The organism is Streptomyces sp. NPDC059740, from assembly GCF_042733155.1.
Taxonomy (GTDB): Bacteria; Actinomycetota; Actinomycetes; order Streptomycetales; family Streptomycetaceae; genus Streptomyces.
Genome location: NZ_JBHWGP010000008.1, coordinates 178,333 through 205,142 on the forward strand (window position 1 = coordinate 178,333; position 26,810 = coordinate 205,142).

The following is a 26,810-nucleotide window of genomic DNA, read 5'->3' on the forward strand; positions in this document are numbered from 1 at the left end:
ACTGTTTTTGCGGGGGGGGCGCCCCCCCGGGGGGGGGGGGGGGGGGGGCCCGGGGCTACGTCCGCGGGCCCCGGCCCCTCGCCGTTGCCGGCTCAGTCGTTGGCGACGACGGGGTAGCGGGGCTCCTTCTCGGCCATCTGGCGCATGACGTCCTTGCGCTCCCGCTTGGAGAGGCGGTCGATGTAGAGCCGGCCGTAGAGGTGGTCGGTCTCGTGCTGGAGGCAACGGGCGAAGTAGCCGGTGCCCTGGACGGTGATGGGGTTGCCCTGGGCGTCCTGGCCGCGCACCACCGCGTAGTCGGGGCGGGCCAGCTCCATGTAGGCACCCGGCACCGAGAGGCAGCCCTCGTTGCCGTCGTCGAGCTGGCGGCGCTCGGGCGGCAGCTCCTCCAGCACCGGGTTGCAGACCGCGCCGACGTGGCGCACCCCGTTGTCGTCGGGGCAGTCGTAGACGAAGACCTTCAGGTCGACGCCGATCTGGTTGGCGGCGAGCCCCACGCCCTCGGCGGTGCGCTGGCTGGCGAACATGTCGTCGATGAGCTGCGCCAGCTCCTCGTCGAAGGCGGTGACGTCCTTGCACTCGCGGTGCAGGACCGGGTTGCCGACGACCGTGATGGGCCGGGAGGTGCCCCGCTCGCGGTGGGCTGCCTCCCGCTCGGCCGCGTCCGTCGTGTCGTCGACGAACGCCTCGTTCACCTGCTGCTCGTCATCCTGCTGAGCGGACTGCTGCGCCATGGGGCCTTACGCCTTCCTGGAAAACCTGCGTTTCGACCCCACAGCCTACGGGGCGCCACCGCGGGCTCAGCAGACTTCCTCCAGATCCCGCCAGGCGCGGGTGTCCGGGCTGTCGGCGACCCAGCCGTCCAGGAGCCCTTGGACGAGCCCGGGCGGCGCGGCGATGCCGCACTCGCGCTCGCGCACCCACGGGGCTCCGGACCCGGCGGTGCGGTGGCCCAGCGGCCCGGGGTGGCCGGGCTCGCTGTGGTCGTGGGGGTCGACGTAGTCGCCCTCCCCCTCGTCACTGGGCATGCGCGACTCCGAGCAGGTCCGGCAGAGCAGCCGCACCGAGGAGGACCAGTCCTCCGCGGCGAACCCCGCGTCCGCGGCGAGCTGCTCCAGGGCGTCGCGGTCGGCCTCGGTGGCGGCCTCCAGCAGCACCACCCAGGTGGGGACGGGTGAGGGTGCCCACAGCTCGATCTCGTCGAAGACGGGGTAGGAGTCGCCGGCGCCGGTCACGCGCTCGCCGTGCGGGACGCCGTCGTGCAGCACCACCTCGCCCCAGCGGCGCCCCGAGGACGGCAGCGGGATGGACTGCACCTCGACGCGGGCCGGGTCCAGCCGGCGGCCCCAGACCACCTCGGCCTCACCCTCGGGCGAGAGCCGCACGGCAGCGCTGCCCAGCTCCATGCCGAGCGGCTCGTCAGGAGCCGCGCCCTTCGGCGGGTGCTCCGGCATCCGCAGCCCGTAGGCCTGCCATGCACGCCGGGCCAGCGGCCAGTCCTGAAGGGCGGTGGCGGCGATGCCCACGTTCCACCAGTCCGGGGCGCCGGCCTCGCGGTCCAGCAGGGCCACGGCCCGCAGGCCGGCGGTGCGTGCCTGCTCCCAGTCGTGCCGGAACTTGTGGAGCAGGGCCAGGTTGAACCACGACTCCGACAGCCACGGCTCCATGTCGGCGGCGCGGGTGAGCAGGGCCCCCGCGTCCTCGTAGTGACCGTCGCCGATGAGCGTGAACGCACGGTCGGTGGTCTGCCGCCACGAGGCAGAGGGCCGGTGCCGTACCTTGCCGAAGATCCTCACGATTCCCGCCTGCTGGTTGCTTTCCCGGCCGAACCCGTCGGTCCGGGCGTCCACCCGCCAACCTGCCACATCTCGCCGTCGACGACAGCCCGGTTCGTGACCGGACCCCGCGGCGACCGTGTCAGGAGCGGGCTCGGCCTCGGACACCGACCGGAGCGACTCCTTGACTGCACAGCCCCTCACCCCTTCTGTTCCCCGCCAACGGGGGTCTCGTCACCTGCCGAGGGGCATCGGCTCGCATCCAACCACGTCCCCGCGGGCCGTGCTGCCCCCGCGGGCCGCCGGGGACGGCAGGGCCGCGGCCGGCGGCTGCGGGGCGTGCGGGCCTTCGCACCGGGTGTCACCACCGGTTCCCTGCGACGGCCCGGTCCGTCCCGCGGTGGTGGGCGAGGACCGCCGCGAGGGCGTCGACCACCCGTGGGTCGTGCTCGTCCGCGGTCGCCAGCCGCAGGCGCTCCAGCGCCCGGAGGCCGGCGTCCGGGGCGGGCCCGCCCGCGGTCAGGTCGGCGTAGGCGTTGACGGTCCGCACGATCCGCGCGCACAGCGGCTGGTCGCGGTAGGGGTCGGCCTGCCGTTCCACCACGACGGCCACCCGCGGCGAGACCCCCGTGCGGCGCACCACCGCTCCGCCCAGGAGCGCGATACGCCGCTGGTCGGCGGCCGGCAGCGTGGCCGTGGCGCCCAGCGGCACCGGGTCCAGGAGCGAGAGCTGTCCGATGTCGTGCATCAGGGCGGCGTGTTCCAGCACCTCCAGGTCTGCTGCCGGCAGGCCCAGTTCCCGGCCCACCCGGCGACCCAGTGCGGCGACGGTCCGGGCATGGCCGTGCGGGGTGAGGCCGGCGACCTCGGTGGCCCGGGCCAGGGAGGCGATGGTCTGCCGGTAGGTGGCGCGGGCGACGGCGTGCCGGTGCAGCGCGAGGTGGACGAGGAGGGGTGGGAGGCAGAACAGCGGCAGGGCCCGCAGACCTCCGGCGGCCACGCCCAGCGCGATCGCGACGCCGGCCGCGCAGACCGCGGAGCCGGGACCGGCCACCGCCCGCAGGTCGTCGCGGAGCAGGGGGCCGAAGGACCAGCCGGTGTGTGCCCGGGCCAGGGCCGAGACGAGCACGGCGTCGCACAGGGCGCACAGCAGCGCCACGGCCAGGAGGACGAGGAGCAGCCGGAGCCCCGGGAGGCGTCCTTCCGCGGGCGGGCCCAGCGGCCGGCAGCAGGCCGCCGCGAAGGCGGTGACCACCACCCGCCGGGCGAGGTGGTCCAGCGCCGGACCGCGCCCGGTGGCCACCCGCGGCGCCAGGCCGGCGAGTTGCCCCAGGCCGGCGACGGCCACGGTCTGCGCGACACCGTGGGTGGTGGGGGCCCCGCCCACCTCGACGAGGAACGCGTAGCCCAGCGCGACGGCCGCCCCCATCGGGGCGTGCAGCCGGCGGCCCGGGGCGGCGGTGGCCGGGGAGTCGGCGTGCGGCGGCGGGTGCGCCGCGGCCCCGGGGCACCGGACGGTACAGGCGATCAGTTCGCCGGTGGCGATCAGCGCGGCGAAGGCCAGGGCGGTCCCGGGCTGGTGCAGGCCGCGCAGGCCGGTGAGCAGGAGCGACCAGCCGGCCACCAGGGCCGCCGCGAGCCGGAGGGCGAGCGGCAGCCGGTGCCAGGACGGCCGGTGCCACCGCGGCGGCCACCCCGCGTCCGGCGCCGGACGGCCGGTGGCGGCGGGCGCCGGCCGTCGGGGGCGCCGCGGTGGCGGGGCCGGGGCGCGCGGCGGGGTCGAGGTACGCGGTCCGCTCCCCACCGTGCTGCCCGGTGGTGGGCCTTCGGGGGCGGGGGTGGTGGCAGGTGGCGGGGCCGTGGGGGTGCGGGGCGGCGAGGGGGTGCGCGAGGGCGGCTGGGCCGCGGCGCGGGGGCGGTGCCTCACCGTGCACCACCGACGGGGGCGGGGTGTCCGCGGTCCAGCCGGTCGGTGTCGGCGAGGGTGACGCTGTGCGGGTGCCACCCCTCCCGCCGGACGGCGCTCGTCAGCGCGGCCACCATCCGGGCGTCGAACTGGGTTCCGGCGCAGTCGCCCAGTTCGCGCAGGGCCGTCTCGACGGGCCGGGCACGGCGGTAGGAGCGGGTGGAGGTCATGGCGTCGAAGGCGTCGGCGACGGCGACCACCCGCGCCGCCTCCGGGATACGGTCGCCGCTCAGCCCGTAGGGGTAGCCGCGCCCGTCCAGCCGTTCGTGGTGGTGGAGGATCGCCTCGCGGGCGGCGCCGAGAAAGCCGATGCCCCGTACGATCTCGTGTCCGTACTCGGGGTGGAGTTCGATGACGCGGCGCTCGCCCTCGGTGAGCGGGCCCTCCTTGCGCAGCAGCCGGGTGGGGACCCCCAGCTTGCCGACGTCGTGCAGGATGCCCGCCAGGCGCAGCACCTCCACCCGCTCCTCCGGCAGGCCCAGCTCCCGTCCGATCAACAGCGAGGCCCGGCCGACCCGTTCGCTGTGGCCGCGGGTGTAGCGGTCCTTGATGTCCACGGCCTGGACCAGGGCGCGGATGGTGGACTGGTGGGCGGCGTCCTGGCGGTGGCTGCGGCCGAAGGCGGCGGCGGCGACGCACACCGGCAGCAGGACCGGCAGCGCCGCGAGCGGTCCGCCCGGGCCGCTCCAGACCACGACGGCCATCAGCGCCACCGCGGCGTGGACCAGGTGGGCGGGGAGCGCGGGCAGCAGCAGCCCGCGCCAGGCACCGCGTGCCGGGCGCCGTTCGGCGAGGACGAGTACCGAGCCGTGCAGCAGCCCCAGCACGGCGGCGAGGACCACGGCCGCGGCGAGGGCGGGGAGCAGCGCGCCGGGCAGCGGGGGTGCTCCCTCCCCACCGGCCGCCCGGAAGCCGGTGACGGCGGTGACCAGTCGGGCGGCGCGCGAGGCGGCGTAGGTGGCCACCGTGAGCTGCGCGGCGCCCCACACCCTGCGCAGGGCGGCGGCGTCCGCCTCGACCCGGCTCACCGACGCGCCGGCCGGTCCCACCAGGGCAGCCCAGGGCGCCGGGAGCAGCAGCGCCCCGGCCAGCAGGACGGCGGTGCACACCCCGCGGGGCGCGAGGTGACGCAGCGCGGGGTGGCGCCGCAGGAGTTCTCCCGCCAGGTGGCAGGCGGCGAGGACGGCCCAGGTGGTCAGCGGCTGCGCGGTGGGCCCGCCGCCACCCGGGCGGTGGAGCACGGCGGTGACGGCAGGCGCGACGCAGAGGACGCCGAGGGCGGTGACGGCACCCACCCAGACCCCCGCAGCCTTCGGCACCCGGCCCATCTCGCCCTCCCACGACCGACGCTGGTTCCCGGCCGTTCGTCGGTGCCGGGTGCGGCGAGAATAGGTCGCACGGCGGCTCTTTGGGGACGGTATGGCACCCCTCGCAGGGTCGACCGGCGATACCTCCGCCCTTCGGGTGAGGTTTCGGCAAGCCCGCCCGTACAGGCGCTCGCAGGAGTAAAGGGCGGCTGAGGGGTGCGTCCTCGCCGGCGATTCAGGCGGAACGGCGAACGCCCCACCGCGTGGGGCCTGCCCGGGCTGCGGCAGGCCACCGGCCGGTGCCGGTCGCGGAGGGGGCGTCAGGTACGGGAGGGGCCGACCGTCCCCGTGCCCGGGGCGGCCCGGGCCGGCTGTGCCGGCGCGAACCGGGGTCAGGCGGTCTGGCGCCGCACGCCTGTCCCGTCGGCCTGCTCGGCGGTGCCCTTCTCGCCGGCGGCCTGGCGGGCGGCCTGCTCCTCACGTGCCTGCTCCAGCACGCTCTGCTCCGGCACGGCCTCGCCGGCACGGATCAGCTCGATCCGTCCCATCACCTTCGAGCGCAGGTCCACGGGGACGTCGTCGTGACCGCAACACCGCTTGACCAGCTTCTTTACGGCCTGCTCCAGCCCGTACTTCTCCAGGCAGGGGGAGCATTCGTCGAAGTGCTCCTGGAACTTCTCGCACTCGCCGGCGGGCATCTCCTGATCAAGGTACTCGTAGAGGTGGTCCAAGACCTCCGAGCACTCCGTCTCGTGCGGCTTACCGCAGCTCATGATGGCGAGCCTTTCCGATCGTGCGACCCGGCCGTCCGGGTGCCGCGCTCCTGCGCGGCGCCCGCACCGGCGGGGACCAGTCCCCGCTCCCTGGCGTAGTCCTCGAGCATGTCGCGCAGTTGGCGTCGACCGCGGTGCAGCCGGGACATCACCGTGCCGATGGGTGTCCCCATGATGTCCGCGATCTCCTTGTACGCAAACCCTTCGACATCCGCGAGATAGACGGCGATGCGGAACTCCTCCGGGATGGCCTGGAGGGCGGCCTTCACGTCGGAGTCGGGCAGGTGGTCGAGCGCCTGCGACTCGGCCGAACGCAGACCGGTCGACATGTGCGACTCGGCGCGGGCGAGCTGCCAGTCCTCGATCTCCTCGGCCGCGCTGCGCTGGGGTTCACGCTGCTTCTTGCGGTAGGAGTTGATGAAGGTGTTGGTGAGGATGCGGTACAGCCACGCCTTGAGGTTGGTGCCCTCGCGGAACTGGTGGAACGACGCGTACGCCTTGGCATACGTCTCCTGCACCAGGTCCTCGGCGTCCGCCGGGTTGCGCGTCATGCGCAGGGCGGCCGAGTACATCTGGTCCAGGAAGGTCAGGGCATCCCGCTCGAAGCGGGCACTGCGCTCGGCGTCCGTCTCCGTTGCCCCCGCGTCGCCCTCACCGCGGGCGGCGTCCTCGGGCCGGTCGGCGCCCGAACCGGCCTCCGCGTCGGTCCCTGTGACCGGACCCACCTCCTCCAACACCGTGCCGGACCCCGAGAGGGACCCGCTCGGTTCGGAGAATAGTCCACGGGACGACCGGTCCCGCTGATCCGGCGCCAGCGCGGCACCGGCGGTGGCCGGCCGTGCGGCGTGAAGCTGCGGCGGCTGGCCGACCAGGACCCGGCCGGCGGACCGCGCTCGTGCGGGGCAGGCGATTCCCATGCGGCGGACTCCCCAATTCTGGTGCGTTGCCTGACGTGACTGAAGACGTCAACACCGCGGTCCCCGCACGCATTCCCGTACCGGTGGGCCGCTTGCCCCTGCCGCCCCCGGCCGCCCGGCGACGACGGCCTCCCCCCGCCCGGGTCCGGGGGACGCAGCTCCCCCACTCACCACGGCATCTCACTCTCGGTGACAGTCAGGGGACGATGGCCTGCCGGGAGGCCGCCGGCCCGCGCGCCGGCCGGGCAGGGCCGCTCAGGCCCCGTCGGACAGCAGCCCGTCCAGCCATCCGCCCACCGCGTCGGTCAGGCCGGCCATGGCCTCCGCCTCGGTGGTCCCGGACCGCTTCGGAACGGCGAAGCCGTGGTCTGCCTCGGGCACCTCGACGAGGTGGGTGTCCTCGGGGAACTCCGCCGGCCGCCCGAAGGGGTCGCGACCGCCCTGGACCACCAGCGTCGGCAGCCCGGCGGCTGCGGGGCCCGCGAGCTCGGCTGCCCGCGAGGACTCGGGCCGGCCCGGCGGGTGGAGCGGGAAGCTGAGGGCGAGGACGGCCCGCGCCCCGAGTTCCGCGGCGGTCCGGCAGGCCACCCGGGCGCCGGCAGAGCGCCCGCCCGCCACGACCGGCAGCCCGGGGGCCGCGAGCGCCGGCCACAGGGCCCGCCAGGCGACGTCCAGCGTCCGCGGCGCGGGGGCGACCTTCTTTCCCGCCACCCGCCAGGGCTGCTCGACGAGGGCGACGGTGAGGCCGAGCGCGGGCAGGGCCGCCGCGAGCGCCTGCAGGTCGCGGGCCGACACACCTCCGCCGGCGCCGTGCCCCAGGGCGACGACCGCGCGTGGCCGGCCCGCCACGTACCAGGTGATCCGTGCCTCGCCGGCAGGGGTGGTGACCTTCTCTACCGTGCTCATGAGGCCATTGTGGCCTCGTGCCGAGGCCGTGCCCGCCCGGCACCGCGCCGGGCCGCGCCGGGCACCGGGCGTGGGCCGCTGCGGTCAGAACAGCGTCCCGGCCTCCGGCGCGGCCAGCTCGGTGACGAGTTCGGGGCCGTTGTTGCGCACGTTGCTGACCTCCGTCGGGACGGGGAAGGCCCGCATGGTGCCGGGCGGCGGCGGGGCGAGGAGTCCGCGCAGGTCCTCGGGGTCGGTGCGGGCCGGGTCGAGCCAGGCGTCCCAGCGCTCCGGGGGCAGGGCCAGCGGCATCCGCGGATGGATGTCGGCCAGCGACCGCGGGCGGAGTCCGGCCGTCTCGGCCTCGGCGTCCCCAGCCGGGGAGTCACCGCCGGCGGTCCGGCCCTCGCCCGCTCCGCCGCCGGCCAGCGGCGTCTCCTCGGCAGCCGTGGTGATCACGGCGCACGTCACCCACCAAGCCCGGGAGTGGTCGGGGGGCAGCGTGGGGTCACGCCAGAACTCGTAGAGGCCGGCCATGGCCATCACCGAGCCGTCGGCGGGTGTGACGAAGTAGGGCTGCTTGCGGGGGCGCTTGCGCCTGCCCTCCTCCTCCAGGCGCCGCTCCCCCTCACCGGTCATCCACTCGTAGTAGCCGTCGGCGGGCAGCAGGCAGCGGCGGGCGGCGAAGGCCCGCCGGTAGGAGGGCTTCTCGTGGACGGTCTCGGCGCGCGCGTTGATCATCTTCACACCCACGTCGGGTGATTTCGCCCACGAGGGCACCAGGCCCCAGCGCAGCGCACGGAGCTGGCGAACCGGACGGCCCCGGTCCGCGTCCTCCTTGGAGGGACGCTCCAGCACCGCGTGGACCTCGGCTGTCGGCGCCACGTTCCAGTTGGGGGCCAGGGTCTCCTCCGGCTCCCACCGCTCCACCCCGAACATCCCCACGAGGTCACCGGGTGCTCGGCTCGCCGCGTATCGTCCGCACATGCGAGCCAGCCTGCCACGCGGAGGTGGCGGGCGGCCACGGACGGCGGAGCGCTGCCGCACAGGTGGGGGCGCAGGGCGGACCGCGCGCGCCGGGGGCGTCCGGGCACGACCGGCGACGAGCCAGGAGAAGGCACCACCATGAACACCGACCACCTGACCGACATAGGCGACCGCCTCCTGGGCACGCAGCCGCACCCCCCGGCCTGGCTGGCCGTGGTCACCGCCCTGGTCGCGCTGGCGGCGGTCGCCCCGCACGGCGTGTGGCGGGTCTCCCGCAACGCCGTGACCATCGCGCACGAGGGCGGTCACGCACTGGTGGCGCTGCTCAGCGGCCGGCGGCTGGACGGCATCCGGCTCCACTCCGACACCTCCGGGCTGACCGTGAGCCGGGGCCGGGCGCACGGCCCCGGCATGGTGCTCACCGCCGCGGCGGGCTACGTCACCCCCTCCCTGCTCGGGCTGGGCGGGGCCTGGCTGCTGGCGGCCGGCCACACCACGCTCCTGCTGTGGGGGGCGACGGTGCTGCTGCTGGCGATGCTGGTGATGATCAGGAACGCCTACGGCGTGCTGACCGTGGTGGTGTCCGGCGGCGCCTTCCTGGCGGTCTCCTGGCTGACCACCGCGCACGTCCAGGCCGTCTTCGCCTACGCGGTGGTGTGGTTCCTGCTGCTGGGCGGCGTCCGGCCGCCCTTCGAGCTGCGACGCACCCGCCGCCGCGCGGCCCGCCGCTCACCCCTGGCCCACCTGCCGGGCGGACACCGTGCGGCACGTCCCGCCGGCGGTGACTCCGACGCCGACCAGCTCGCCCGCCTGACCCGGATGCCGGCGGCGGTGTGGCTCGCCTTCTTCCACCTCGTCACCCTCTGCTGCCTGCTCGGCGGCGGACGCTGGCTGCTGGGCCTGTGAGCCGGGGCCCGACCTCCTCGGCGGCCTGAGGACGCCTGCTTGCTGCACCAGGGCCATGTTTCGCTCGGGTCGCGCCGGTTTCGGGCAAGATCTCCGTTTCCGGTGAGCGATTAGAGTAAGGGCATGACCGAGAGCTCTGTGCAGTCCGACCTCTGGCCCGCCCCCTCCGCCACCGGGGCGGTGGACGCCGTGGTGACCGTGCCCGGCTCCAAATCGGTCACCAACCGGGCTCTGGTCCTCGCGGCGCTCTCCTCGGAACCGGGCTGGCTGCGCCGCCCGCTGCGCTCCCGCGACACCCTGCTGATGGCCGAGGCGCTGCGCACCCTGGGCGTCGGCATCGACGAGGGTGTGGGCCCCGACGGCACGGGCGAGGCGTGGCGGGTCCTGCCCGCCGGGCTGCACGGCCCGGCCACCGTGGACGTCGGCAACGCCGGCACCGTCATGCGCTTCCTGCCACCGGTCGCCGCGCTGGCCCACGGCCCCGTCCGCTTCGACGGCGACCCCCGCTCCTACGAGCGCCCGCTGGGCGGCGTCATCACCGCCCTGCGCGACCTCGGGGTGCGCATCGACGACGACGACCGCGGCGCGCTGCCGATGACCGTGCACGGCACCGGTGCGGTCGACGGCGGCCGGGTGGAGGTCGACGCCTCGTCCTCCTCGCAGTTCGTCAGCGCCCTGCTGCTGTCCGCGCCCCGCTTCAACCAGGGCGTCGAGGTCCGGCACGTCGGCTCCACACTGCCCTCCATGCCGCACATCCGCATGACCGTGGACATGCTCCGCAGCGTCGGCGCCCAGGTCAGCACCCCGCAGTCGGGGGGCGAGCCGAACGTGTGGCGGGTGACGCCGGGTGCGCTGCTCGGCCGCGACCTCGTCATCGAGCCGGACCTCTCCAACGCGCAGCCGTTCCTGGCCGCCGCGCTGGTCACCGGCGGGCGCGTGACCATCCCGGACTGGCCCGAGCGCACCACCCAGCCCGGTGACGCGCTACGGGAGATCTTCACCGGGATGGGCGGCTCCTGCGAGCTGACCGACGCGGGACTGACCTTCACCGGTTCGGGTCGCATCCACGGCATCGACGTCGACCTCGGCGAGGTCGGCGAACTGACCCCGGGCATCGCGGCGGTCGCGGCGCTGGCCGACTCCCCGTCCACGCTGCGGGGGGTGGCGCACCTGCGGCTGCACGAGACGGACCGGCTGGCCGCCCTCACCAAGGAGCTCAACGGCCTGGGTGGCGACGTCACCGAGACCGCCGACGGGTTGCACATCCGCCCCCGGCCGCTGCACGGCGGCGTCTTCCACACCTACGACGACCACCGCCTGGCGACGGCCGCCGCGATCCTGGGGCTGGCCGTGCCCGGCGTCGAGGTGGAGAACGTGGCCACCACCGCCAAGACGCTGCCGGACTTCCCCGGTCTGTGGACGGCCATGCTCGACCCCTCCGCCGCCGGCGCGCCCACGGGCTGAGGACCACCGCGATGCGCCGCTACGGCAAGCACCCCGACGAGGACGACGTCCGCGTCCGCCCCAACCGCAAGGGCAACCGCCCGCGCACCAGCATCCGCCCCAAGCACGAGGACGCCGCCGAGGGGCTGGTGCTCACCGTGGACCGCGGGCGCATCACCTGCCTCATCGATGACCGCACCGTCACCGCGATGAAGGCCCGCGAGCTGGGCCGCAAGTCGGTGGTCGTCGGTGACCGGGTGGCCGTGGTGGGCGACCTGACCGGCGCCAAGGACACGCTCGCGCGCATCGTCCGGGTCGAGCCGCGCGTCTCGACCCTGCGCCGCACCGCCGACGACACCGACCCCTACGAGCGCATCGTGGTGGCCAACGCCGACCAGCTCGCCATCGTCACCGCGCTCGCCGACCCCGAGCCCCGGCCCCGGCTGATCGACCGGTGTCTGGTGGCCGCCTTCGACGCCGGCCTCGAACCGCTGCTGGTGCTCACCAAGTCGGACCTGGCGGACCCGGCGGAGCTGCTGGAGTCCTACGGGACGCTGGGCGTGCGGCACGTGGTGACCAACCGCGAGGAGCTGGCGGACGGTGCGGCGGCGGAGCGGGTCCGCGAGTTCCTCCACGGCCGCATGACGGCTTTCGTCGGCCACTCGGGGGTCGGCAAGACGACCCTGGTCAACGCCCTGGTGCCGGAGCGCCGGCGGGCGACGGGACACGTCAACGCGGTGACCGGCCGCGGACGTCACACCACCACCTCGGCGCTCGCGCTGCCGCTGCCCGAGGACCGCGGCTGGGTCATCGACACGCCCGGCGTCCGTTCCTTCGGCCTGCACCACGTGGACCCGGCACGTGTCATCCACGCCTTCCCCGACCTGGCGCCGGGGACGGCCGACTGCCCGCGGGCCTGTTCCCACGACGAGCCGGACTGCGCGCTGGACCAGTGGGTCGCCGAGGGCCATGCCGACCCGGCCCGCCTGTACTCCCTGCGCCGGCTCCTGGCCACCCGCGAGCGCCGCGAGGGCGACTGACGGGGCGTCGGGGCGCGAGGCGGGTGAGGCCCCCGCAGCCCCGCGGGGCCCGTCCCGAGGAGGGCACGCGGCCCGCCCACCGCCGGCTCCGCGCCCTCGCCCGCGGCCCGTGGAAGCACACCTCAGCGGTCCGCCCTCGGGGCGCGCTCCACACGTGCGACCTGCGGTCTTCCCCTTGCGGGCCCCGGTGTTTCCGCCCCACGACCACGCGGTAAGTGCATAATCAGACCAGTGGTGGCGAAGCGGTCGCCGGGTACGGAGGCATGGACATGGCGTGGCTGCTCGTCGTCGTGGCGGGGCTGCTCGAAACGGGCTTCGCGGTGTGTCTGAAGCTCTCCCACGGCTTCACCCGGCTGTGGCCCACCGTCGCCTTCGCCTCGTTCGCCCTCGGCAGCTTCGGCCTGCTGACCCTCTCGCTGCGCAAACTGGACGTGGGCCCCGCCTACGCGGTCTGGACGGGCATCGGTGCCGCCGGAACCGCCCTGTACGGCATGGTCTTCCTCGGCGACCTGGTCTCCACCCTGAAGATCGTCTCGATCACCCTGGTCATCCTCGGCGTGATCGGCCTCCAGCTCTCGGGCTCGGCGCACTGAGGACCCGGCCCACCGCCTCCGCGGCCCAGCGAGGCCCACGGCGCGGTGCCGTGACGCCGCGTCACCCCGTCCTTCCCGGCACGCACGCACGGACGACCCCTCCCGCTTCTCCCCGTTGCCCGCGGGGCGCGGGGTGGTCGTGTGGCCCGGCCATCCGCCAGTCGATACTGTTCGGCCATGCCCGACTACCACGATGACCTCCGTCTCGCCCACGTCCTGGCGGACGCTGCGGACGCCGCCACCATGGACCGGTTCAAGGCCCTGGACCTCAAGGTGGAGACCAAGCCGGACATGACACCGGTGAGCGAGGCGGACAGGGCCGCCGAGGACCTCATCCGCGGCCAGCTGCGGCGCGCCAGGCCCCGGGACGCCGTGCTCGGCGAGGAGTTCGGCAGCGAGGGAACCGGGCCCCGGCGCTGGGTGGTCGACCCCATCGACGGTACGAAGAACTACGTCCGCGGTGTCCCGGTGTGGGCGACGCTCATCGCGTTGATGGAGCGCGGCGAGGGCGGCGACCGCCCCGTGGTGGGCGTGGTCTCCGCCCCGGCGCTCGGCCGGCGCTGGTGGGCGGCCGAGGGCGGCGGCGCCTACACCGGCCGCAGCCTCACCTCGGCCAGTCGCCTGCGGGTCTCGGAGGTGTCCCGGATCCCTGACGCCTCCTTCGCCTACTCCTCCCTCACCGGCTGGGAGGAGCGGGGCCGGCTCGGCGGTTTCCTGGACCTCACCCGTGACTGCTGGCGGACCCGTGGCTACGGGGACTTCTGGCCGTACATGATGGTCGCCGAGGGCTCGGTGGACATCTGCGCGGAGCCCGAGCTCTCCCTGTGGGACATGGCCGCCAACGTGATCGTGGTCCAGGAGGCCGGCGGGCGCTTCACCGGGCTGGACGGCACCCCGGGGCCCCACAGCGGTGACGCCGCGGCCTCCAACGGCCTCCTCCACGACGAACTGCTGCGCTACCTCGCCGGCTGAGGCACCGCACCCCGCCCACCGCGGGCCGGCGGACGGCGGCGAAGCCGCGGGGCGAGCCCCTCGGGACACGACCACCCGCCCGGCGGGCGTGGGGGCTCCCCGGGCGGGCGTGCGCCACGCTCCCTTCACCACACCACCCCTCACACCCCCCTTGTGACGTCCCCGGGCCGGCGGGAGCATGAGGCGAGGCCCCCTTGTGAATGTGTGAATTCCTTCTCATGGGGGATCGACACAAGGAGGTGTTCGACGACTCATGTCCGTACTGGTTCGTGACGCCATGAGCACGGTGGTGCTGACGATCGGCCCCGCCCACACGCTGCGCCAGGCCGCGCGGCTCATGTCCGCCCGCCGCGTCGGCTCCGCGGTGGTCCTCGATCCCGACACCTGCGGGATCGGCATCCTCACCGAACGCGACATCCTCAACTCCCTCGGCGCCGGGCAGGATCCGGACCGCGAGACGGCTGCCGCCCACACCACCACGGACGTGGTCTTCGCCGCCCCCGGCTGGACCCTCCGGCAGGCCTCGGAGGCCATGGTCCGCGGCGGCTTCCGCCACCTGATCGTGCTGGACGGCGGCGGCCCGGTGGGCGTGGTCTCGGTCCGGGACATCATCCGGTGCCGGAGCCACGTCCGGGAGCCGGTGCCGGCCGCGGGCGTCGCCGGGTAGCGGTCGGAGAGGCGCCGGAGAGCGCAGCCCGGCCGCTCGGCGGGACCCAGGCGTACGAGGAGGACGGCACCCCCGCAGGGACACCGTCCTCCTCGCTCTTACGGCAGGTGCCGGTCAGCCGCGGAGGGCCTGGACCGCCGCCTCCAGCCGCTTGCCGTAGTCCGGGTCCGCCTTGCGGAAGTTCTCGATCGCGCGCTGCGCGATGTCGTCCCGGGAGACCTGCGAGAGGGAGTCGGCGAGGTTCTTGACCAGCCGCTCCTTCTCGTCCTCCGACATCAGCCGGTAGAGGTTGCCGGCCTGCACGAAGTCGTCGTCCTCCGCGTGCACCGGCGCCGCCTGCTCACCGGTCGGCCCGGTCACGGTCACCGGGGCCCAGAGCGCCCTGCCGGTCTCGGTGGGGCCGCCGAAGCTGTTCGGCTCGTAGTTCTTGGCCCGGCCGTGCCGGCCGTCGTACAGCGCGCCGTCCCGGCCGTGGCTGCGCGCCTCGGTGGCGTGCGGCCGGTTGACCGGCAGGTGGTCGGCGTTGATGCCGACACGGTAGCGGTGCGCGTCGCCGTAGGCGAACAGGCGGCCCTGGAGCATCTTGTCGGGCGAGGGGCCGATGCCCGGCACGAAGTGGTGCGGGGAGAAGATCGACTGCTCGACCTCGGCGAAGATGTTCTCCGGGTTGCGGTTGAGCTCCAGCTTGCCGATCTCGATCAGCGGGTAGTCCTCGTGCGGCCAGACCTTGGTCAGGTCGAAGGGGTTGAAGCGGTAGGTGGCCGCGTCGGCCGCCGGCATGATCTGGACCTGCACCGTCCAGCTCGGGTACTCGCCGCGCTCGATGGCCTCGCGCAGGTCCCGCTGGTGCGAGTCCGGGTCCAGGCCCGAGGTGCGGACGGCCTCGTCGACGGTGAGGTTCCTGATGCCCTGGTCGGTCTTGAAGTGGTACTTGACCCAGAAGACCTCGCCGTCGGCGTTGTTCCACTGGAAGGTGTGGGAACCGTAGCCGTTCATGTGGCGGTAGGTGGCCGGGATGCCCCGGTCGCCGAAGAGCCAGGTGACCTGGTGGGTCGACTCCGGGCTCAGCCCCCAGAAGTCCCAGACGTTGTCCGGCTCCTGCGAACCGGTGTACGGGTCGCGCTTCTGGGTGTGGATGAAGTCCGGGAACTTGATGGCGTCCTTGATGAAGAACACCGGGGTGTTGTTGCCGACGAGGTCGTAGTTGCCCTCCTCGGTGTAGAACTTCAGCGCGAAGCCGCGGGGGTCGCGCACCGCGTCGGCCGCACCGAGGTTGCCGGCCACGGTGGAGAAGCGGAGGAAGGTTTCCGTCTCCTTGCCGACCTCGGAGAGGAAGGCGGCCCGGGTCCACCGGGTCACGTCGGCGGTGACGGTGAAGGTGCCGTACGCACCGGCACCGCGGGCGTGCACGATCCGCTCCGGGATCCGCTCGCGGTTGAAGTGGGCGAGCTTCTCGATCAGGAGCTGGTCCTGGATGAGGCCCGGGCCACCGATGCCCGCTGTCTCGCTGTTCTGGTTGTCCGCGACCGGAACACCGGCCTCCGTGGTCAGCGGACCGGTGGTCTGCTCTACCGACACGTGCGCCTCCTGAGTCGTTCCTGCCCTTGGCCTACGCCGCAGCCGATCCTACATTGGACATTGTCCAAGTCAAGAATCGGCACAGGCTCGTACTCGATCCAGTGATGGAGGGGCCCGCTGCTAGGCTGTCGGCATCTGAGTGATGAGTGAGGGGCTATGAGTGACCTGCTGGAACGTCTCCGGGGCCGAGGCTGGCGGCTGACCGCGCAGCGGCGTGTCGTCGCGGAGGTTCTCGACGGAGAACACGTGCACTTCACGGCCGACGAGGTGCACGCCAGGGCCACCGAGCGGCTGCCGGAGATCTCGCGGGCCACGGTCTACAACACCCTGGGCGAGCTCGTCTCGCTCGGCGAGGTCGTCGAGGTGAGCACCGACGGCCGCGCCAAGCGGTACGACCCCAACGCCCACCACGACCACCAGCACCTGGTCTGCTCCCGGTGCGGCACCATCCGGGACGTCCACCTCGACGGCGACCCGCTGACCTCCCTCCCGGTCCCCGAGCGCTACGGCTTCGAGGTCTCCGAGGTCTCGGTCACCTACCGCGGACTCTGCCCGGGCTGCAGCGCCGTCTGAGGCCTCCGGCGAGGCCCCTTCGGACCCTGCCGGCCTCGATTTGCGCTGGTCGGCGCGGTCTGGGTACAGTAGAGACACAACGGCGCGGGGTGGAGCAGCTCGGTAGCTCGCTGGGCTCATAACCCAGAGGTCGCAGGTTCAAATCCTGTCCCCGCTACTGAAGACGAAGGCCCGGATCTCAGAGATCCGGGCCTTCGTCATGCGTGGCTGCGGCCCCGCCCGGCGGGCGGTGCCGGGCCCCGAGCGGGGCCCGGCTCAGGCCGTCAGCTCGGCCCGGAGCGCCGTGAGCAGCCGCCCGGCGCGCTCGGCGACCTCCACCGGCCCGAGCTGCACCGCCCGGGTGCACCAGCGCTGTGCCTCGGCGAGCGCACCGCGCCGCGCGGCCAGCAGCGCCAGCCGGAGGGCGGCCCGGCCGTGACCGGCCTCCGCCGCCCGCGTCCACCACAGGGCCGCCTCCGGAAGGCTGCCCTCCCGGGCCAGCAGCAGGCCGAGGTTGAACGCCCCGTTCCGGCTCCCCGCCTCGGCGGCGACGCGGTACCAGTGGGCCGCGCGCGCCACGTCACCGCGGGCCGCGGCCGTCATACCCACCCGGACCTGGGCGCGCCGGTGCCCCTGTTCGGCCGCCCGCTCGTACCAGCGCTCGACCTCCTCGGTGTCCGCCTCGTCCCCGGCGGCTGCGCGTCCCCGGCGGGACTCGCCGCGCTCGGCGTCCTGCGCGGCCTCGACGGCCTCCGCCCGGCCGGCCAGCCGCTCCAGGAGGTCGGCGAGGCGGAAGGCCGCCTCCGCGCTGCCGCCCTCCGCCGCCCGGCGCAGGTGGCGCAGGGCGGGCCGCCACTCACCGGCCTGCTGGTGGGCCATGCCGACCTGGAGGGCCGCCTCGGTGTGCCCGGCCGACGCAGCCCGCTCGTACCAGCGCTGGGCCGCGAGGGTGTCACCGCGGCCGGCGTGCAGGATGCCGAGGTTGAAGGCGGCGTCCACGCTCCCGGCCTCCGCGGCCTTGGAGAACCAGGGCTCGGCGCCGGCGGCGTCGCCCCGCTGGAAGAGCAGGATGGCCAGTGCGTTGGCCGCCTCCCGGTGCCCGGCGTAGGCCGCCCTGCGGTACCACTGCTCACCGCGCCCCGGCCTGCCCTGCTCCGCGCAGAGCAGGCCGATGTTGTAGGCACCGTTGACGTCGCCGGCGTCCAGCGCCACGCGGTACCACCGCTCGGCGCTCTGGTTCTCGCCGCGCGCGGCGTGCAGCGCGCCCAGGGCGTTCGCGGCGTTGCCGTCACCGTCCTGGGCGGCGCGGCGCCACCACTCGGCGGCGCTCTCCTCGTCCCCGGCGTCCCGCAGCAGGAAGCCCAGGGCGCAGGCCGCGCGGGCCTCTCCGTCCTTGGCGGCGGTGAGGTACCAGCGGGCGGCCTCCTGGGTCTCGCCCCGCTCCTCCAGCAGGGTGCCGAGGTGGAGGGCGGCCCTGCGGTGACCGCGCGCCGCGGCCTGCCGGTACCACCGCTCGGAGTCCTCCCCCGGCTCCTCCGCCTGGCCGGCGGGCGTGCCCTCCAGCACCCCTTCGACGTCGTGGGTACCGGTGTCGTGGGGGGTGGCCACGGTGCGCGAGGCGCGCTCGTCGAGGAGCCGGGCGAGCCGGTAGGAGGCCTCCCGGTGGCCGCGCTCGGCCGCCGCGCGGAACCAGTGCTCGGCGCCCACGTCCTTGCGGTGGTCCAGCAGGTCGGCGAGGGCGTAGGCCCCGAGGCAGTGGCCGGACTCGGCGGCCTGCCGCAGCCAGTACTCGGCGGCGGGCTGGTCGCCCCGCTCGCGGTAGTGGCGTCCCAGTGCGTGCGCCGCGGCAGCGGAGCCGGCGACCGCCGCGACCCGCCACCAGCCCGCGGCCTCGTCGGCATATCCGCGCTGGTGCAGCAGGACGCCCAGGTTGTTGGCGGCGGCGCGGTCGCCGTCGCTGGTGGCCGATCGCAGGTACGGCTCGGCCCCGTCGAGGTCGCCGCGGCGCAGCAGGGAGGCGCCGAGGACGCTCATGGCGACCGTGTCGCCCGCGTCCGCCGCCCTGCGGTAGCCCGCCTCGATGACGTCAGCCGTCGTCTCGTCGCCCGTGGGCGCGTCCAGGTTGCCGTCCCGGCGAAGGCGGTCCTCGTCGGTCACGGCCGGCGCCTGGTCGCGTGCCTCGTCGGACGCCTGCACAAATCGGTTCGTCTCCAACAACCTTGCCTTGTCCCCCATAAGGGTCATCGTCGCACTGTCCACAACCCGCGTACACCTGGTATATCGCAGCGGAGAGGTCACTTCGACGTTTTGTCGACTTCCCGATACAGAGACAAGCCAAACGCGTGACACGCCGTCACGGCCCTTCTCCGCAGGGCCCTCACGGACGGGACACCTCCGGTTCGACGGCACCGCTCGCCCTTGTTCGGCGGCACTCCCGGGCTCGTCCCCGGTCAGGGCTCGCGGGGCGGCCGTGGCACCCGGCTGCCGGAGCGGAGCGTCCGAGGGGCGCCGGTGCGCCGGCCGGACGGCCGGACCCCCGCACCCCTGCTGTGGTGAAGGTGTCGAAGCAGTCCTTCGAAAGGAGGAACCCCCGTGAGCCGGTTCCACCGTCTCCCCCGTCACCGTCAGGCCCGGATTCCGGCCCCGCCCTGCACCCGTCTTCGCCACCCCACCGACGCCTTCCCCTTCGCAGCCCCGTCTCCGCCCCCGTCTGCCCGATGCGGCGTCCCCCACACGAGCCGTCCACCGCCACGACCGTCACAGCCGTCACGGAGACAAGACGCAACGAAGGCCCGGATCCCTTGAGAGATCCGGGCCTTCGTTTCCAGTAGCGGGGACAGGATTTGAACCTGCGACCTCTGGGTTATGAGCCCAGCGAGCTACCGAGCTGCTCCACCCCGCGCCGTTGTGAGTACAACTCTAGCACGTCACGAGGGGGGCTCTCGCCGGGTCGCTGTGCGCCCCTGTCACGGGGTCATTCGCCGCTCCCGCCCGGACTCTGCTTCCCGGCGGACCTGCCGGCGGCCTTCTGAGCCGCGGCGGCCCGGTCCAGCGCGGCCTTGATGTCCTTCTGGGCGTCGCCGAACGCCTTCCAGTCGCCGTCGATCCGTGCCTTCTCGGCCGCGTCGTAGGCCTTCTCCGCGTCCTCCAGGGCCTTGCTCACCGAGGGGTTGGTGGTGGCCGAGCCCCCGGTCTGCTTGTCCGGCGGCTCGGTGCCGGTGTCGGAGGAGCCACCGGAGTCGGTGCCGAAGACCGCGTTCAGCGCCTCGTCCAGGGTGTCCGCCAGCACCGGGTCGTGGTCGCCGTAGCTGACCAGCACCTTCTCCAGCCGCGGGTAGTTGAGGCCGGCGCCCCTGAGGTAGACGGGTTCGACGTAGACCAGGCCGCCGTCCAGCGGGATCGTCAGCAGGTTGCCGTACTCGATCTCGGAGTCGCCGCGCTTGAGCAGGTTGAGGTCGTTGGCGATCTTGCCGTCACCGTTGAACTTGGACTGCACCTGCTGCGGTCCCGGCACCGTGGTCTGCGAGGGCAGCTTCAGGATTCTGATCGTCCCGTAGTCGCTGCTGCTGGCGTCGGCGTCCACGGACATGTAGGCGCCCAGCAGACCGGTGTTGCGCGGGGTGTAGGTGGTGGTGAGGGAGAAGGTCCGCGCCTTCTGGTCGGGCATCTTCATGCTGAGGTAGTAGGGCGGCACCGCCTCGCCGGTCTTCTTGGTGGGGTCGGCCGGCACCTGCCAGCGCTCACCGGCGCTGTAGAAGGTGTCGGGATCGGTGACGTGGTACTGGGCGAGCATCTGCCGCTGCACCTTGAACATGTCCTGCGGGTAGCGCAGGTGGTCCATGAGGTCCGGGCCGATGTCGCTCCGCGGCTCGACGGTGCCGGGGAACGCCTTCATCCAGGTCTTCAGGACGGGGTCCTTGGTGTCCCACTGGTAGAGCTTGACCGTTCCGTCGTAGGCGTCGACGGTCGCCTTCACCGAGTTGCGGATGTAGTTGACCTGGTTCTGCTGGGCGACCACCGCGCGCTGGCCGTTGGTCAGCGAGTCGGCCGTGGTGTCGCCCAACGTGGTGCGCGAGGAGTACGGGTAGGCATCGCTCGTGGTGTAGGCGTCGACGACCCACTGGATGCGGTGGTTCACGACGGCGGGGTAGGCGTCGCCGTCGATGGTGAGCCAGGGGGCCACCGACTCGACCCGCTGCTTGGGCGTCCGGTTGTACATGATGCGCGACTTGTCGCTGATCGCACCGGAGTAGAGGATCTGCGGTTCGTTGAAGGCCACCGCGTACGCCGCCCTGTTGAGCGGGTTGTCCAGGCTCACGCCGCCCTTGCCGTCGTAGCGGAAGCTCTTCTCGTCGCCGTTGTTGGAGTAGTCCAGTTCCTTCTGGGGGCCGCCGACGATCGAGTACTGCGTGGACTTCTCGCCGTAGTAGACCCGCTGCTGGTAGGGACCGAAGGCGCCCTCGGTGGGCAGGTCGGACTCGGTGTAGTCGGGGTCGCCGGAGGACTTGGTGTCGGTGCCCTTGGCCGCCACCGCGCCGTAGCCGTGGGTGTACTTGAAGTGGTCGTTGATCCAGTTGTGGTCGGGGATCTCCTTGGGGTTGAGCTCCCGCAGACCGATGACGGTGTCCTGCTCCTGCCCGGCCTTGTCGGTGTAGCGGTCGACGTCGAGCGGGCCGGCGAAGCTGTAGTAGCCGCGCAGCCCCTGCTGCTGCTGGAAGGCGGGTGAGACGACGTTGGGGTCGAGGAGGCGGATGCTCGCGGTGCTGGTGGCGTCGGCGCGCACCCGGGCCCGCTCCGCGTCCGTCTTCGGTTCCTTGTTGCCGTTGTAGTCGCTGACCTTGGCGCCGGCGATGCCGTAGGCGTCCCGTGTCGCGTCGATGTTCTTCTGGATGTACGGGCGTTCCTTGGACAGCTCGTTGGGGCCGACCTCGAACTTCTGGACGATCCAGGGGTAGAGCCCGCCGATGAGCACCGCCGAGAGCACCATCAGGCCGAAGCCGATCACCGGGAGCTGCCAGGTGCGGCGCCACAGGGTGGCGAAGAAGAGCAGTGCGCAGATCACCGCGATGCAGAAGAGGATCGTCTTCGCGGGCAGGTAGGCGTTGGCGTCGACGTAGCGCAGCCCGGTCCAGTTGTCGGTGTTCTTCAACTCGCTGGACTTCACCGCGAGTCCGTAGCGGTCGAGCCAGTAGGCGACCGCCTTGAGCGCGACGAACAGGCCGAGCAGCACCGACAGGTGGCCGGTCGCCGCAGCCGTCGCCCGGGAACCGGGGCTGGTCAGGCGCAGCCCGCCGTAGAGGTAGTGGGTGATGGCCGCCGCGGCAAGGCACAGCACGACGCATGCGAAGCCGAAGCTCAGCAGGAAGCGGTACCAGGGCAGGTCGAAGGTGTAGAAGCCGGTGTCGAGGTGGAACTGCGGGTCCGTGGTGCCGAACGGGACGCCGTTGACCCACTGCAGCCAGGTGCGCCACTGGCCGGAGGAGGAGGCACCGGCCACCAGGCCGATGAGCACCGTGACCGCGAGGAGCACCCACTTCTTGTGCGGTGCGACGGCCATGCGGTAGCGGTCCAGGCTCTGCTGCTCCACCGACATGGCGCTGAGCGGCGGCCGGAGCCGGTGTGCGAGCCAGACGTTGACGCCGACGGCCACCGCCATGATCACGCCGAACACCGCGAAGAGGCCGAGCTTGGTGGCCAGGGTCGTGGTGAAGACCGAGGAGTACCGCACCGAGCGGTACCACAGCCAGTCCGTCCAGATCCCGGAGAACATGATGAAGAGCATGGCCAGCACCGCCAGCACGCCGAGCGTGACCAGGACGGCCCGCACCCGCCGGGACGGTCTGCCGACCCTGCTCCGGGGCCCGCTGGGGCTTGCGCCGCGGTCCGGCATCTGGAAAGCCAAGGTGCGCACCTCTGAGATCGCTGTGAGGAGTGGCGGCCCCGGCTGTGGCGGGGACCCACTGGTGCAACTTACTAAGCCTGTGGCCGGTTCCCACCGGGGAGGTTCAGGACGTGACGCATCCGGTATGTGGCGGTCGCGGGGACGTGACGCGGCGGCGTGGAAGTCGGCGCACGACCTGCCGGCCGGTGGTGCCGGCACGCGCGTTTTCTGTGTTTGTCCTACGCGGAGGGCACGATAGGACCATGAACAACCTCCCCGTGGACGGCACACCCCTTGCCGCCGACCCCCTGACCCGGGCCGTACTGGAGATCGACGAGTACGCCGCCGGCCTCGGCTGGGACCAGCCCGCCCGCCTCTTCGCCCTCGTCGACACCGCACGACTGCGTCAGGAGGAGCCCTCCCTGGCCGAGCGCCTCGGCATCGACGAGACGGTGACGGCCGCCCTGACCCCGGTGGAGCAGGACGAGGTCCCCGCCGACGTGCCGCTGGACGAGTTCCTGGGCACGATCGCCTGGCCCGACGCGGTGGCCGGCTGCGCGATGACGGTGGAGCGGCTGATGCTGCCGCCGTCCGCGGAGGACTCCGCTCCCGAGGGCATGGACGAGGCGGCCCTCGCGAAGTGGGTGGCCGACCACCCGGAGCGCCAGGAAGTGCGGATGACGGTGGCCGTACTGCGCGAGGGCAAGCGGGAGTCGGCGCTGCGGCTGCGGGAGAAGGACTCCACGGCCGAGGTGCTCACGGGTTCCGACCTCGTGCCCGGCCTGGCCGAGGCGCTGGCTGCGACGTTCGCCGTCTGACCGACCTGCCGGGCTGCGCCGGGGCGGTGGGCGCTCGCCCGTCACCCCGGCCGGTCAGCCGGTGGTGCAGCGGGGCAGGTCGGAGGTGTCGCCCCGGCGGATGTCCTTGAGCGCCTTGAGAGCGTCGTCGAGGGTGCCGACCTTGACGAGCCGGAGACCGGCCGGGGTCTCCTTGGCGGCGTCGGCGCAGTTCTCCTTGGGCGTGAGGAAGTACTCGGCGCCCTTGGAACGCGCCCCGACGGTCTTCATGGAGATGCCACCGATCGGGCCGACGTGCCCCTCGTCGTCGATGGTGCCGGTGCCCGCCACGAAGGCGCCGCCGGTGAGGTCCTCGGGCGTCAGCTTGTCGATGAGCCCGAGGGAGAACATCAGGCCCGCGCTGGGGCCGCCGACGTCGGCCAGCTTGATGGTGATGGGGAACGGGAAGACGTGCCCCACACTCGCCGCGATGCCGACCACTGCGTGACCGCCGGCGGAGGCGGTCCCGACCGAGACCGTCTTCTCCGGCCCCTGGGGCTTGTGCCCCTTCTTGGCGGCGGCCTCCGCGTCGGCGGCCGGTATGACGGTGAAGTCGACGTGCTCGCCGGCCTTGTGGCGGGTGACCAGCTTGGCGACGTCGCTGCTCTTCTTCACGGCCGTCCCGTCGACCGCGGTGATGACGTCGCCGGCGTGCAGGCGGCCCTCGGCGGGCTTCCCCTTCGTCACGGAGCTGACGACGATCTGCGAGGCGACGGGCAGGTGCAGGGAGCGCAGGGCCGCCGTCTTCGCGCTCTCCTGGGACTGGGAGAACTCCTCGGCGTTCTCCTGGTCCGCCTGCGCCGGGGTCTGGTTCTCCGGGTAGAGCGTCTTGTGGGGGATGACGGCGTCGTTGCGGCTCAGCCAGCCGTAGAGGGCCTCGAAGAGGTTCATCGTGTAGTCCGGGCCGGTGACGCGCACGGTGGTCATGTTGAGGTGACCGCTCGTGTCGTACGTCTTGTGCCCGGAGATCTGGAGCACCGGCTCCCCGCCGTGCTCCCCGAGGGTGTTCACCGTCGGGCCGGGTGACATCTCCGCGTAGGGCACGGGGATCAGCACTCCGGCGCACAGCAGCGCGATCAGCGCCAGTGTCGAGGCGAGGAGCGTTGCGGTGCGGCGTGGCATGGAACGACAGTACGGGACGCCTCTGACAGCCTGCCCCCGGGGCCGTCCGTCCGGGTTGGCGCTCCGGTTCGCGGCGGGCGGTGGTGCGGGCACCGTCGCAGGGCCTGCGTCAGACGAGGTCCGAGCCGGAGTGCGTCTTCTGCATGGCCTCCTGGAACCGCGCGTATCCCGCGAGTTCGGTGCCGTCGGGCGTCCGCCGGTGGCGTGCGGCCCAGCCGCTCCACGCAGACGCGAAGAGTGCGGCGATCACCGGAATCAGCAACCAGAGAAGTGCTCCCACAGCGGCACCCCGACCCCTTCTGCCATTGCAGTCGTTCAATAAGCAGATTAACCATCGGTCGTGACAACGCTCACTCGTGGGGGTGGGTTACGCAAGTCGGGCGGACCCGTCCGTGTACTCCTGCGAACGGTGAAGCGAACCCGTGAAGCGAACCCGTGAAGCGAACCCTCCCCCGTCACCGCGTCCCGCCACGACGGCCGGCGTGCGGGTCCGGTCAGATGCCGACCCACTGCTCGGTGCCGTCGCGGAAGGTCTGGTGCTTCCAGATGGGCACCTGCGCCTTGAGGTCGTCGACGAGGCGGCGGCAGGCGTCGAACGCCTCGGCGCGGTGCGGGCAGGCGACCGCGGCGACCACGGCGACGTCCCCGACGGCGAGGTCGCCGACGCGGTGGACGGCGGCGAGCGCGCGGACCGGGAAGTTCGCGGCGACCTTCTCCGCCACCCGGCGCAGTTCCTCGACGGCGGTGGGATGGGCGGAGTAGCTGAGGGCCGTGACGTCCTCTCCCTCGTCGTGGTCACGGACGGTGCCGACGAAGAGAGCGGTCCCACCGGCCGCGCTCTCGCCGACGGCGGCGAGGACCTCGTCCACGGACAGCGGGGTGTCCCGCAGGCCGAGCAGCCGGACGGGGTCGTCGGACCGCTGTTCACCGGGGTGGTCGGAAGGCGTGCGCATGCGCCCATCGTGCCGCACTGCCGGCAGCGGGGGGAATGGAGGTTTCCGCTCAGACCGGGCCCCGCCGACTGGAGCCTCCTACGGCTGCGGCACCTCGGCCCGCAGCGCCCGGCGGGGCCTCACCCCCGCCGTCGTGCCCGGCGGGCCCGGCGGACCAGCGCGGCGGTGCCGAGCAGGGCGACGGTGGCCCCGGCGGCACCGGCGGCTGTGGCGTCCTTGCGGCCGAGGCGGCGGCCCGCGACGGTGTGCCGCCCGGCGACCTCCTCGATCAGCGCGGCGAGCACCTCCTCGTTGCTCCACTTCGCGCGCCAGCCGGCCTCGTGCAGGCGGCTGCCGCTGACCACCCAGGGGTGCATGGTGTAGGCGAGGTCGCCCGCCGGTGAGGGGGTCAGGCCGATGCGGTGCAGGCGTGCGGCGGCGCCGAGGGCCACGGCGGAGGGCAGTTCCATGCGCCGGATGCCGGTGAGCTCCTCCACCTCCTCCTGTTCCAGCCACCCCTCGCAGCCGACGGCCACCTCGCCCTCGACCTTCTCCAGAGCGGCGTACTCCAGCGCACTTACCAGGTCCTGGACGTGGCAGAACTGCCACACGGGGCGTGAGCCGGCGACGACCAGGAGGCGAGGGGACTCGAAGTAGCGGGTCAGCGCGGTGTCGGTGCCTCCGACCAGGACGGCGGGACGCACCACGGTGACGTTGAGGCCGGGGTGGGCGCGGGGCGCCCGGGCCGCCAGCCGCTCGATCTCCAGCAGGTCTCCGACGCCGGTGGCGTCCGCCGTGGCGCGCAGCTCGGCGTCCTCGGCCAGCGGCACGTCGTTGTCGGGCAGGGCTCCGTAGACCATGGCCGAGGTGCACAGCACCACCCGGTGGACACCCGCTGCCGCCGCGGCGGTGAGGACGGTCTGGGTGCCGCGCACGTTGTAGGCGGTGCGGGCGGCGGGGTCGCCCTCCAGGTCCAGGTCGAGGGCGAGGTGCACCACCACGTCGACTCCGCGCAGCCGGTCGGCGATCGCCGGGTCCCGCACGTCCAGGGTGTGCCAGTGGGCCTCGGCCACGTCCCCGCGCCGCTCGTCGAGCGCCACCACCCGCTTGACCTCGGTGGACGCCACCAGGGACGCGGTCAGCTGCGCGCCGACCCCCGAGGCGGCGCCGGTGACGGCGACCACGGGGCGTGGGCCCGCGTACTCGGCTCGGGCGGGCTCCGGCTCGGCACCGGTCTGCTCGGCGCCGGTCCGCTCGGCGCCGGTCCGCTCGGCGCCGGTCCGCTCGGCGCCGGTCCGCTCGGCGCCGGTCCGCTCGGCGCCGGTCCGCTCGGTGCCGGTCCGCTCGGTGCCGGTCCGCTCGGTGCCGGTCCGCTCGGCGCCGGCCGGCCCGGGGGCGGCGGCGCCTTCCTGGCCGCCGGGCGGAGCGGCACCTTCCTGACCTGGGGGGTCGGTGGGTCCCTCACCGCGGGGCGCCTCCCCGCCCCGGGCGACCGGATCCGCGGCCGGGCAGCCGCGGCGGGCTGGCAGAGGCTTTCGCGCTGCGCGAACGGTCGGGGCTGGGGAACTCACCGGGCGGCTCCAGCGGTTGTCTTCAGTACGTACGCGGGCACTCGCATACGTGGCAGGTCTGCATCATCCTGCCGCAGGCACCGGCCCGCCGGGCACCCGTCCCCGCG

The 26,810-nt window shown here is 73.6% G+C and carries 23 protein-coding genes and 2 tRNA genes; 9 read left to right on the forward strand and 16 right to left on the reverse strand.

The genetic code is table 11. The annotated features are described in order from the left end of the window. Positions 1 to 92 precede the first annotated feature (92 nt). The 8 genes from def to ACFV3R_RS13195 all read right to left on the reverse strand — a co-directional run bounded on the left by def (position 93) and on the right by ACFV3R_RS13195 (position 8,610). Entirely contained in the window at positions 93 to 734 is a 642-nt protein-coding gene (gene def / locus ACFV3R_RS13160; protein ID WP_385580312.1) for a peptide deformylase, read from the reverse strand. A gap of 66 nt (positions 735 to 800) precedes the next feature. Further along, positions 801 to 1,796, reverse strand: a complete 996-nt coding sequence (locus ACFV3R_RS13165) for a tetratricopeptide repeat protein (protein WP_385580536.1) — start codon at positions 1,794 to 1,796, stop codon at positions 801 to 803. 340 nt (positions 1,797 to 2,136) lie between these two features. After that, a complete protein-coding gene (locus tag ACFV3R_RS13170; RefSeq protein WP_385580315.1) occupies positions 2,137 to 3,399 on the reverse strand; it encodes an HD-GYP domain-containing protein in 1,263 nt (420 codons plus the stop codon). A 299-nt stretch (positions 3,400 to 3,698) separates the two neighbouring features. Next, positions 3,699 to 5,069, reverse strand: a complete 1,371-nt coding sequence (locus ACFV3R_RS13175) for an HD-GYP domain-containing protein (RefSeq protein ID WP_385580319.1) — start codon at positions 5,067 to 5,069, stop codon at positions 3,699 to 3,701. 371 nt (positions 5,070 to 5,440) lie between these two features. After that, positions 5,441 to 5,821: a mycothiol system anti-sigma-R factor gene (rsrA, locus tag ACFV3R_RS13180; RefSeq protein ID WP_385580322.1), complete on the reverse strand. Its 381-nt coding sequence runs from the start codon at positions 5,819 to 5,821 to the stop codon at positions 5,441 to 5,443. Continuing rightward, the gene (locus ACFV3R_RS13185) at positions 5,818 to 6,546 is read right to left on the reverse strand and encodes a sigma-70 family RNA polymerase sigma factor (RefSeq protein ID WP_385580325.1); all 729 of its coding nucleotides are present in this window, start codon (positions 6,544 to 6,546) and stop codon (positions 5,818 to 5,820) included. Before ACFV3R_RS13185 ends, rsrA begins: the two co-directional genes overlap by 4 nt. A gap of 447 nt (positions 6,547 to 6,993) precedes the next feature. Next, complete coding sequence (locus ACFV3R_RS13190; RefSeq protein WP_385580328.1) at positions 6,994 to 7,644, reverse strand: alpha/beta family hydrolase; 651 nt, start codon at positions 7,642 to 7,644, stop codon at positions 6,994 to 6,996. Between the two features lie 84 nt (positions 7,645 to 7,728). After that, the gene (locus ACFV3R_RS13195) at positions 7,729 to 8,610 is read right to left on the reverse strand and encodes an SOS response-associated peptidase (RefSeq protein ID WP_385580331.1); all 882 of its coding nucleotides are present in this window, start codon (positions 8,608 to 8,610) and stop codon (positions 7,729 to 7,731) included. 138 nt (positions 8,611 to 8,748) lie between these two features. On the opposite strand from ACFV3R_RS13195, the gene ACFV3R_RS13200 reads away from it, so the two are divergent. From ACFV3R_RS13200 to ACFV3R_RS13225, 6 genes are all read left to right on the forward strand, one after another. Further along, complete coding sequence (locus tag ACFV3R_RS13200; RefSeq protein ID WP_385580334.1) at positions 8,749 to 9,516, forward strand: M50 family metallopeptidase; 768 nt, start codon at positions 8,749 to 8,751, stop codon at positions 9,514 to 9,516. Positions 9,517 to 9,639: 123 nt separating this feature from the next. After that, on the forward strand, positions 9,640 to 10,980 hold the full coding sequence (gene aroA, locus ACFV3R_RS13205; protein ID WP_385580337.1) for a 3-phosphoshikimate 1-carboxyvinyltransferase: 1,341 nt from the start codon (positions 9,640 to 9,642) through the stop codon (positions 10,978 to 10,980). Between the two features lie 11 nt (positions 10,981 to 10,991). Further along, the gene (gene rsgA / locus ACFV3R_RS13210) at positions 10,992 to 11,999 is read left to right on the forward strand and encodes a ribosome small subunit-dependent GTPase A (RefSeq protein ID WP_385580341.1); all 1,008 of its coding nucleotides are present in this window, start codon (positions 10,992 to 10,994) and stop codon (positions 11,997 to 11,999) included. 269 nt (positions 12,000 to 12,268) lie between these two features. Next, positions 12,269 to 12,592: a DMT family transporter gene (locus ACFV3R_RS13215; RefSeq protein ID WP_385580539.1), complete on the forward strand. Its 324-nt coding sequence runs from the start codon at positions 12,269 to 12,271 to the stop codon at positions 12,590 to 12,592. A 177-nt stretch (positions 12,593 to 12,769) separates the two neighbouring features. Further along, positions 12,770 to 13,564, forward strand: a complete 795-nt coding sequence (hisN, locus tag ACFV3R_RS13220; RefSeq protein WP_385580345.1) for a histidinol-phosphatase — start codon at positions 12,770 to 12,772, stop codon at positions 13,562 to 13,564. A gap of 253 nt (positions 13,565 to 13,817) precedes the next feature. After that, entirely contained in the window at positions 13,818 to 14,231 is a 414-nt protein-coding gene (locus ACFV3R_RS13225) for a cyclic nucleotide-binding/CBS domain-containing protein (RefSeq protein ID WP_385580348.1), read from the forward strand. Between the two features lie 114 nt (positions 14,232 to 14,345). Here the strand turns inward: ACFV3R_RS13225 and ACFV3R_RS13230 are convergent, their stop codons facing one another. After that, on the reverse strand, positions 14,346 to 15,809 hold the full coding sequence (locus tag ACFV3R_RS13230) for a catalase (protein ID WP_385580351.1): 1,464 nt from the start codon (positions 15,807 to 15,809) through the stop codon (positions 14,346 to 14,348). Positions 15,810 to 15,965: 156 nt separating this feature from the next. Between ACFV3R_RS13230 and ACFV3R_RS13235 the strand changes: the two genes are divergently transcribed. After that, a complete protein-coding gene (locus ACFV3R_RS13235) occupies positions 15,966 to 16,382 on the forward strand; it encodes a Fur family transcriptional regulator (protein ID WP_385580354.1) in 417 nt (138 codons plus the stop codon). An 83-nt stretch (positions 16,383 to 16,465) separates the two neighbouring features. After that, positions 16,466 to 16,539 (forward strand) — tRNA-Met (locus ACFV3R_RS13240). A 98-nt stretch (positions 16,540 to 16,637) separates the two neighbouring features. On the opposite strand, the gene ACFV3R_RS13245 is transcribed toward ACFV3R_RS13240, so the two are convergent. The 3 genes from ACFV3R_RS13245 to ACFV3R_RS13255 all read right to left on the reverse strand — a co-directional run bounded on the left by ACFV3R_RS13245 (position 16,638) and on the right by ACFV3R_RS13255 (position 22,251). Next, on the reverse strand, positions 16,638 to 18,605 hold the full coding sequence (locus ACFV3R_RS13245) for a tetratricopeptide repeat protein (RefSeq protein WP_385580357.1): 1,968 nt from the start codon (positions 18,603 to 18,605) through the stop codon (positions 16,638 to 16,640). A gap of 584 nt (positions 18,606 to 19,189) precedes the next feature. Further along, a tRNA-Met gene (locus tag ACFV3R_RS13250) sits at positions 19,190 to 19,263 on the reverse strand. 72 nt (positions 19,264 to 19,335) lie between these two features. Beyond that, complete coding sequence (locus ACFV3R_RS13255; RefSeq protein WP_385580542.1) at positions 19,336 to 22,251, reverse strand: UPF0182 family protein; 2,916 nt, start codon at positions 22,249 to 22,251, stop codon at positions 19,336 to 19,338. Between the two features lie 254 nt (positions 22,252 to 22,505). On the opposite strand from ACFV3R_RS13255, the gene ACFV3R_RS13260 reads away from it, so the two are divergent. After that, positions 22,506 to 23,060 carry a PPA1309 family protein gene (locus tag ACFV3R_RS13260; RefSeq protein WP_385580360.1) on the forward strand — a complete coding sequence of 185 codons (555 nt, stop codon included), beginning with the start codon at positions 22,506 to 22,508 and terminating at the stop codon, positions 23,058 to 23,060. A 54-nt stretch (positions 23,061 to 23,114) separates the two neighbouring features. Here the strand turns inward: ACFV3R_RS13260 and ACFV3R_RS13265 are convergent, their stop codons facing one another. The 4 genes from ACFV3R_RS13265 to ACFV3R_RS13280 all read right to left on the reverse strand — a co-directional run bounded on the left by ACFV3R_RS13265 (position 23,115) and on the right by ACFV3R_RS13280 (position 26,703). Beyond that, a complete protein-coding gene (locus ACFV3R_RS13265) occupies positions 23,115 to 24,200 on the reverse strand; it encodes a PDZ domain-containing protein (RefSeq protein WP_385580362.1) in 1,086 nt (361 codons plus the stop codon). 109 nt (positions 24,201 to 24,309) lie between these two features. Beyond that, complete coding sequence (locus ACFV3R_RS13270) at positions 24,310 to 24,480, reverse strand: hypothetical protein (RefSeq protein ID WP_385580365.1); 171 nt, start codon at positions 24,478 to 24,480, stop codon at positions 24,310 to 24,312. Positions 24,481 to 24,694: 214 nt separating this feature from the next. Beyond that, a complete protein-coding gene (locus ACFV3R_RS13275) occupies positions 24,695 to 25,153 on the reverse strand; it encodes a molybdenum cofactor biosynthesis protein MoaE (protein WP_385580367.1) in 459 nt (152 codons plus the stop codon). A gap of 119 nt (positions 25,154 to 25,272) precedes the next feature. Beyond that, complete coding sequence (locus tag ACFV3R_RS13280; protein ID WP_385580370.1) at positions 25,273 to 26,703, reverse strand: SDR family oxidoreductase; 1,431 nt, start codon at positions 26,701 to 26,703, stop codon at positions 25,273 to 25,275. Between the last annotated feature and the right edge of the window lie 107 nt (positions 26,704 to 26,810).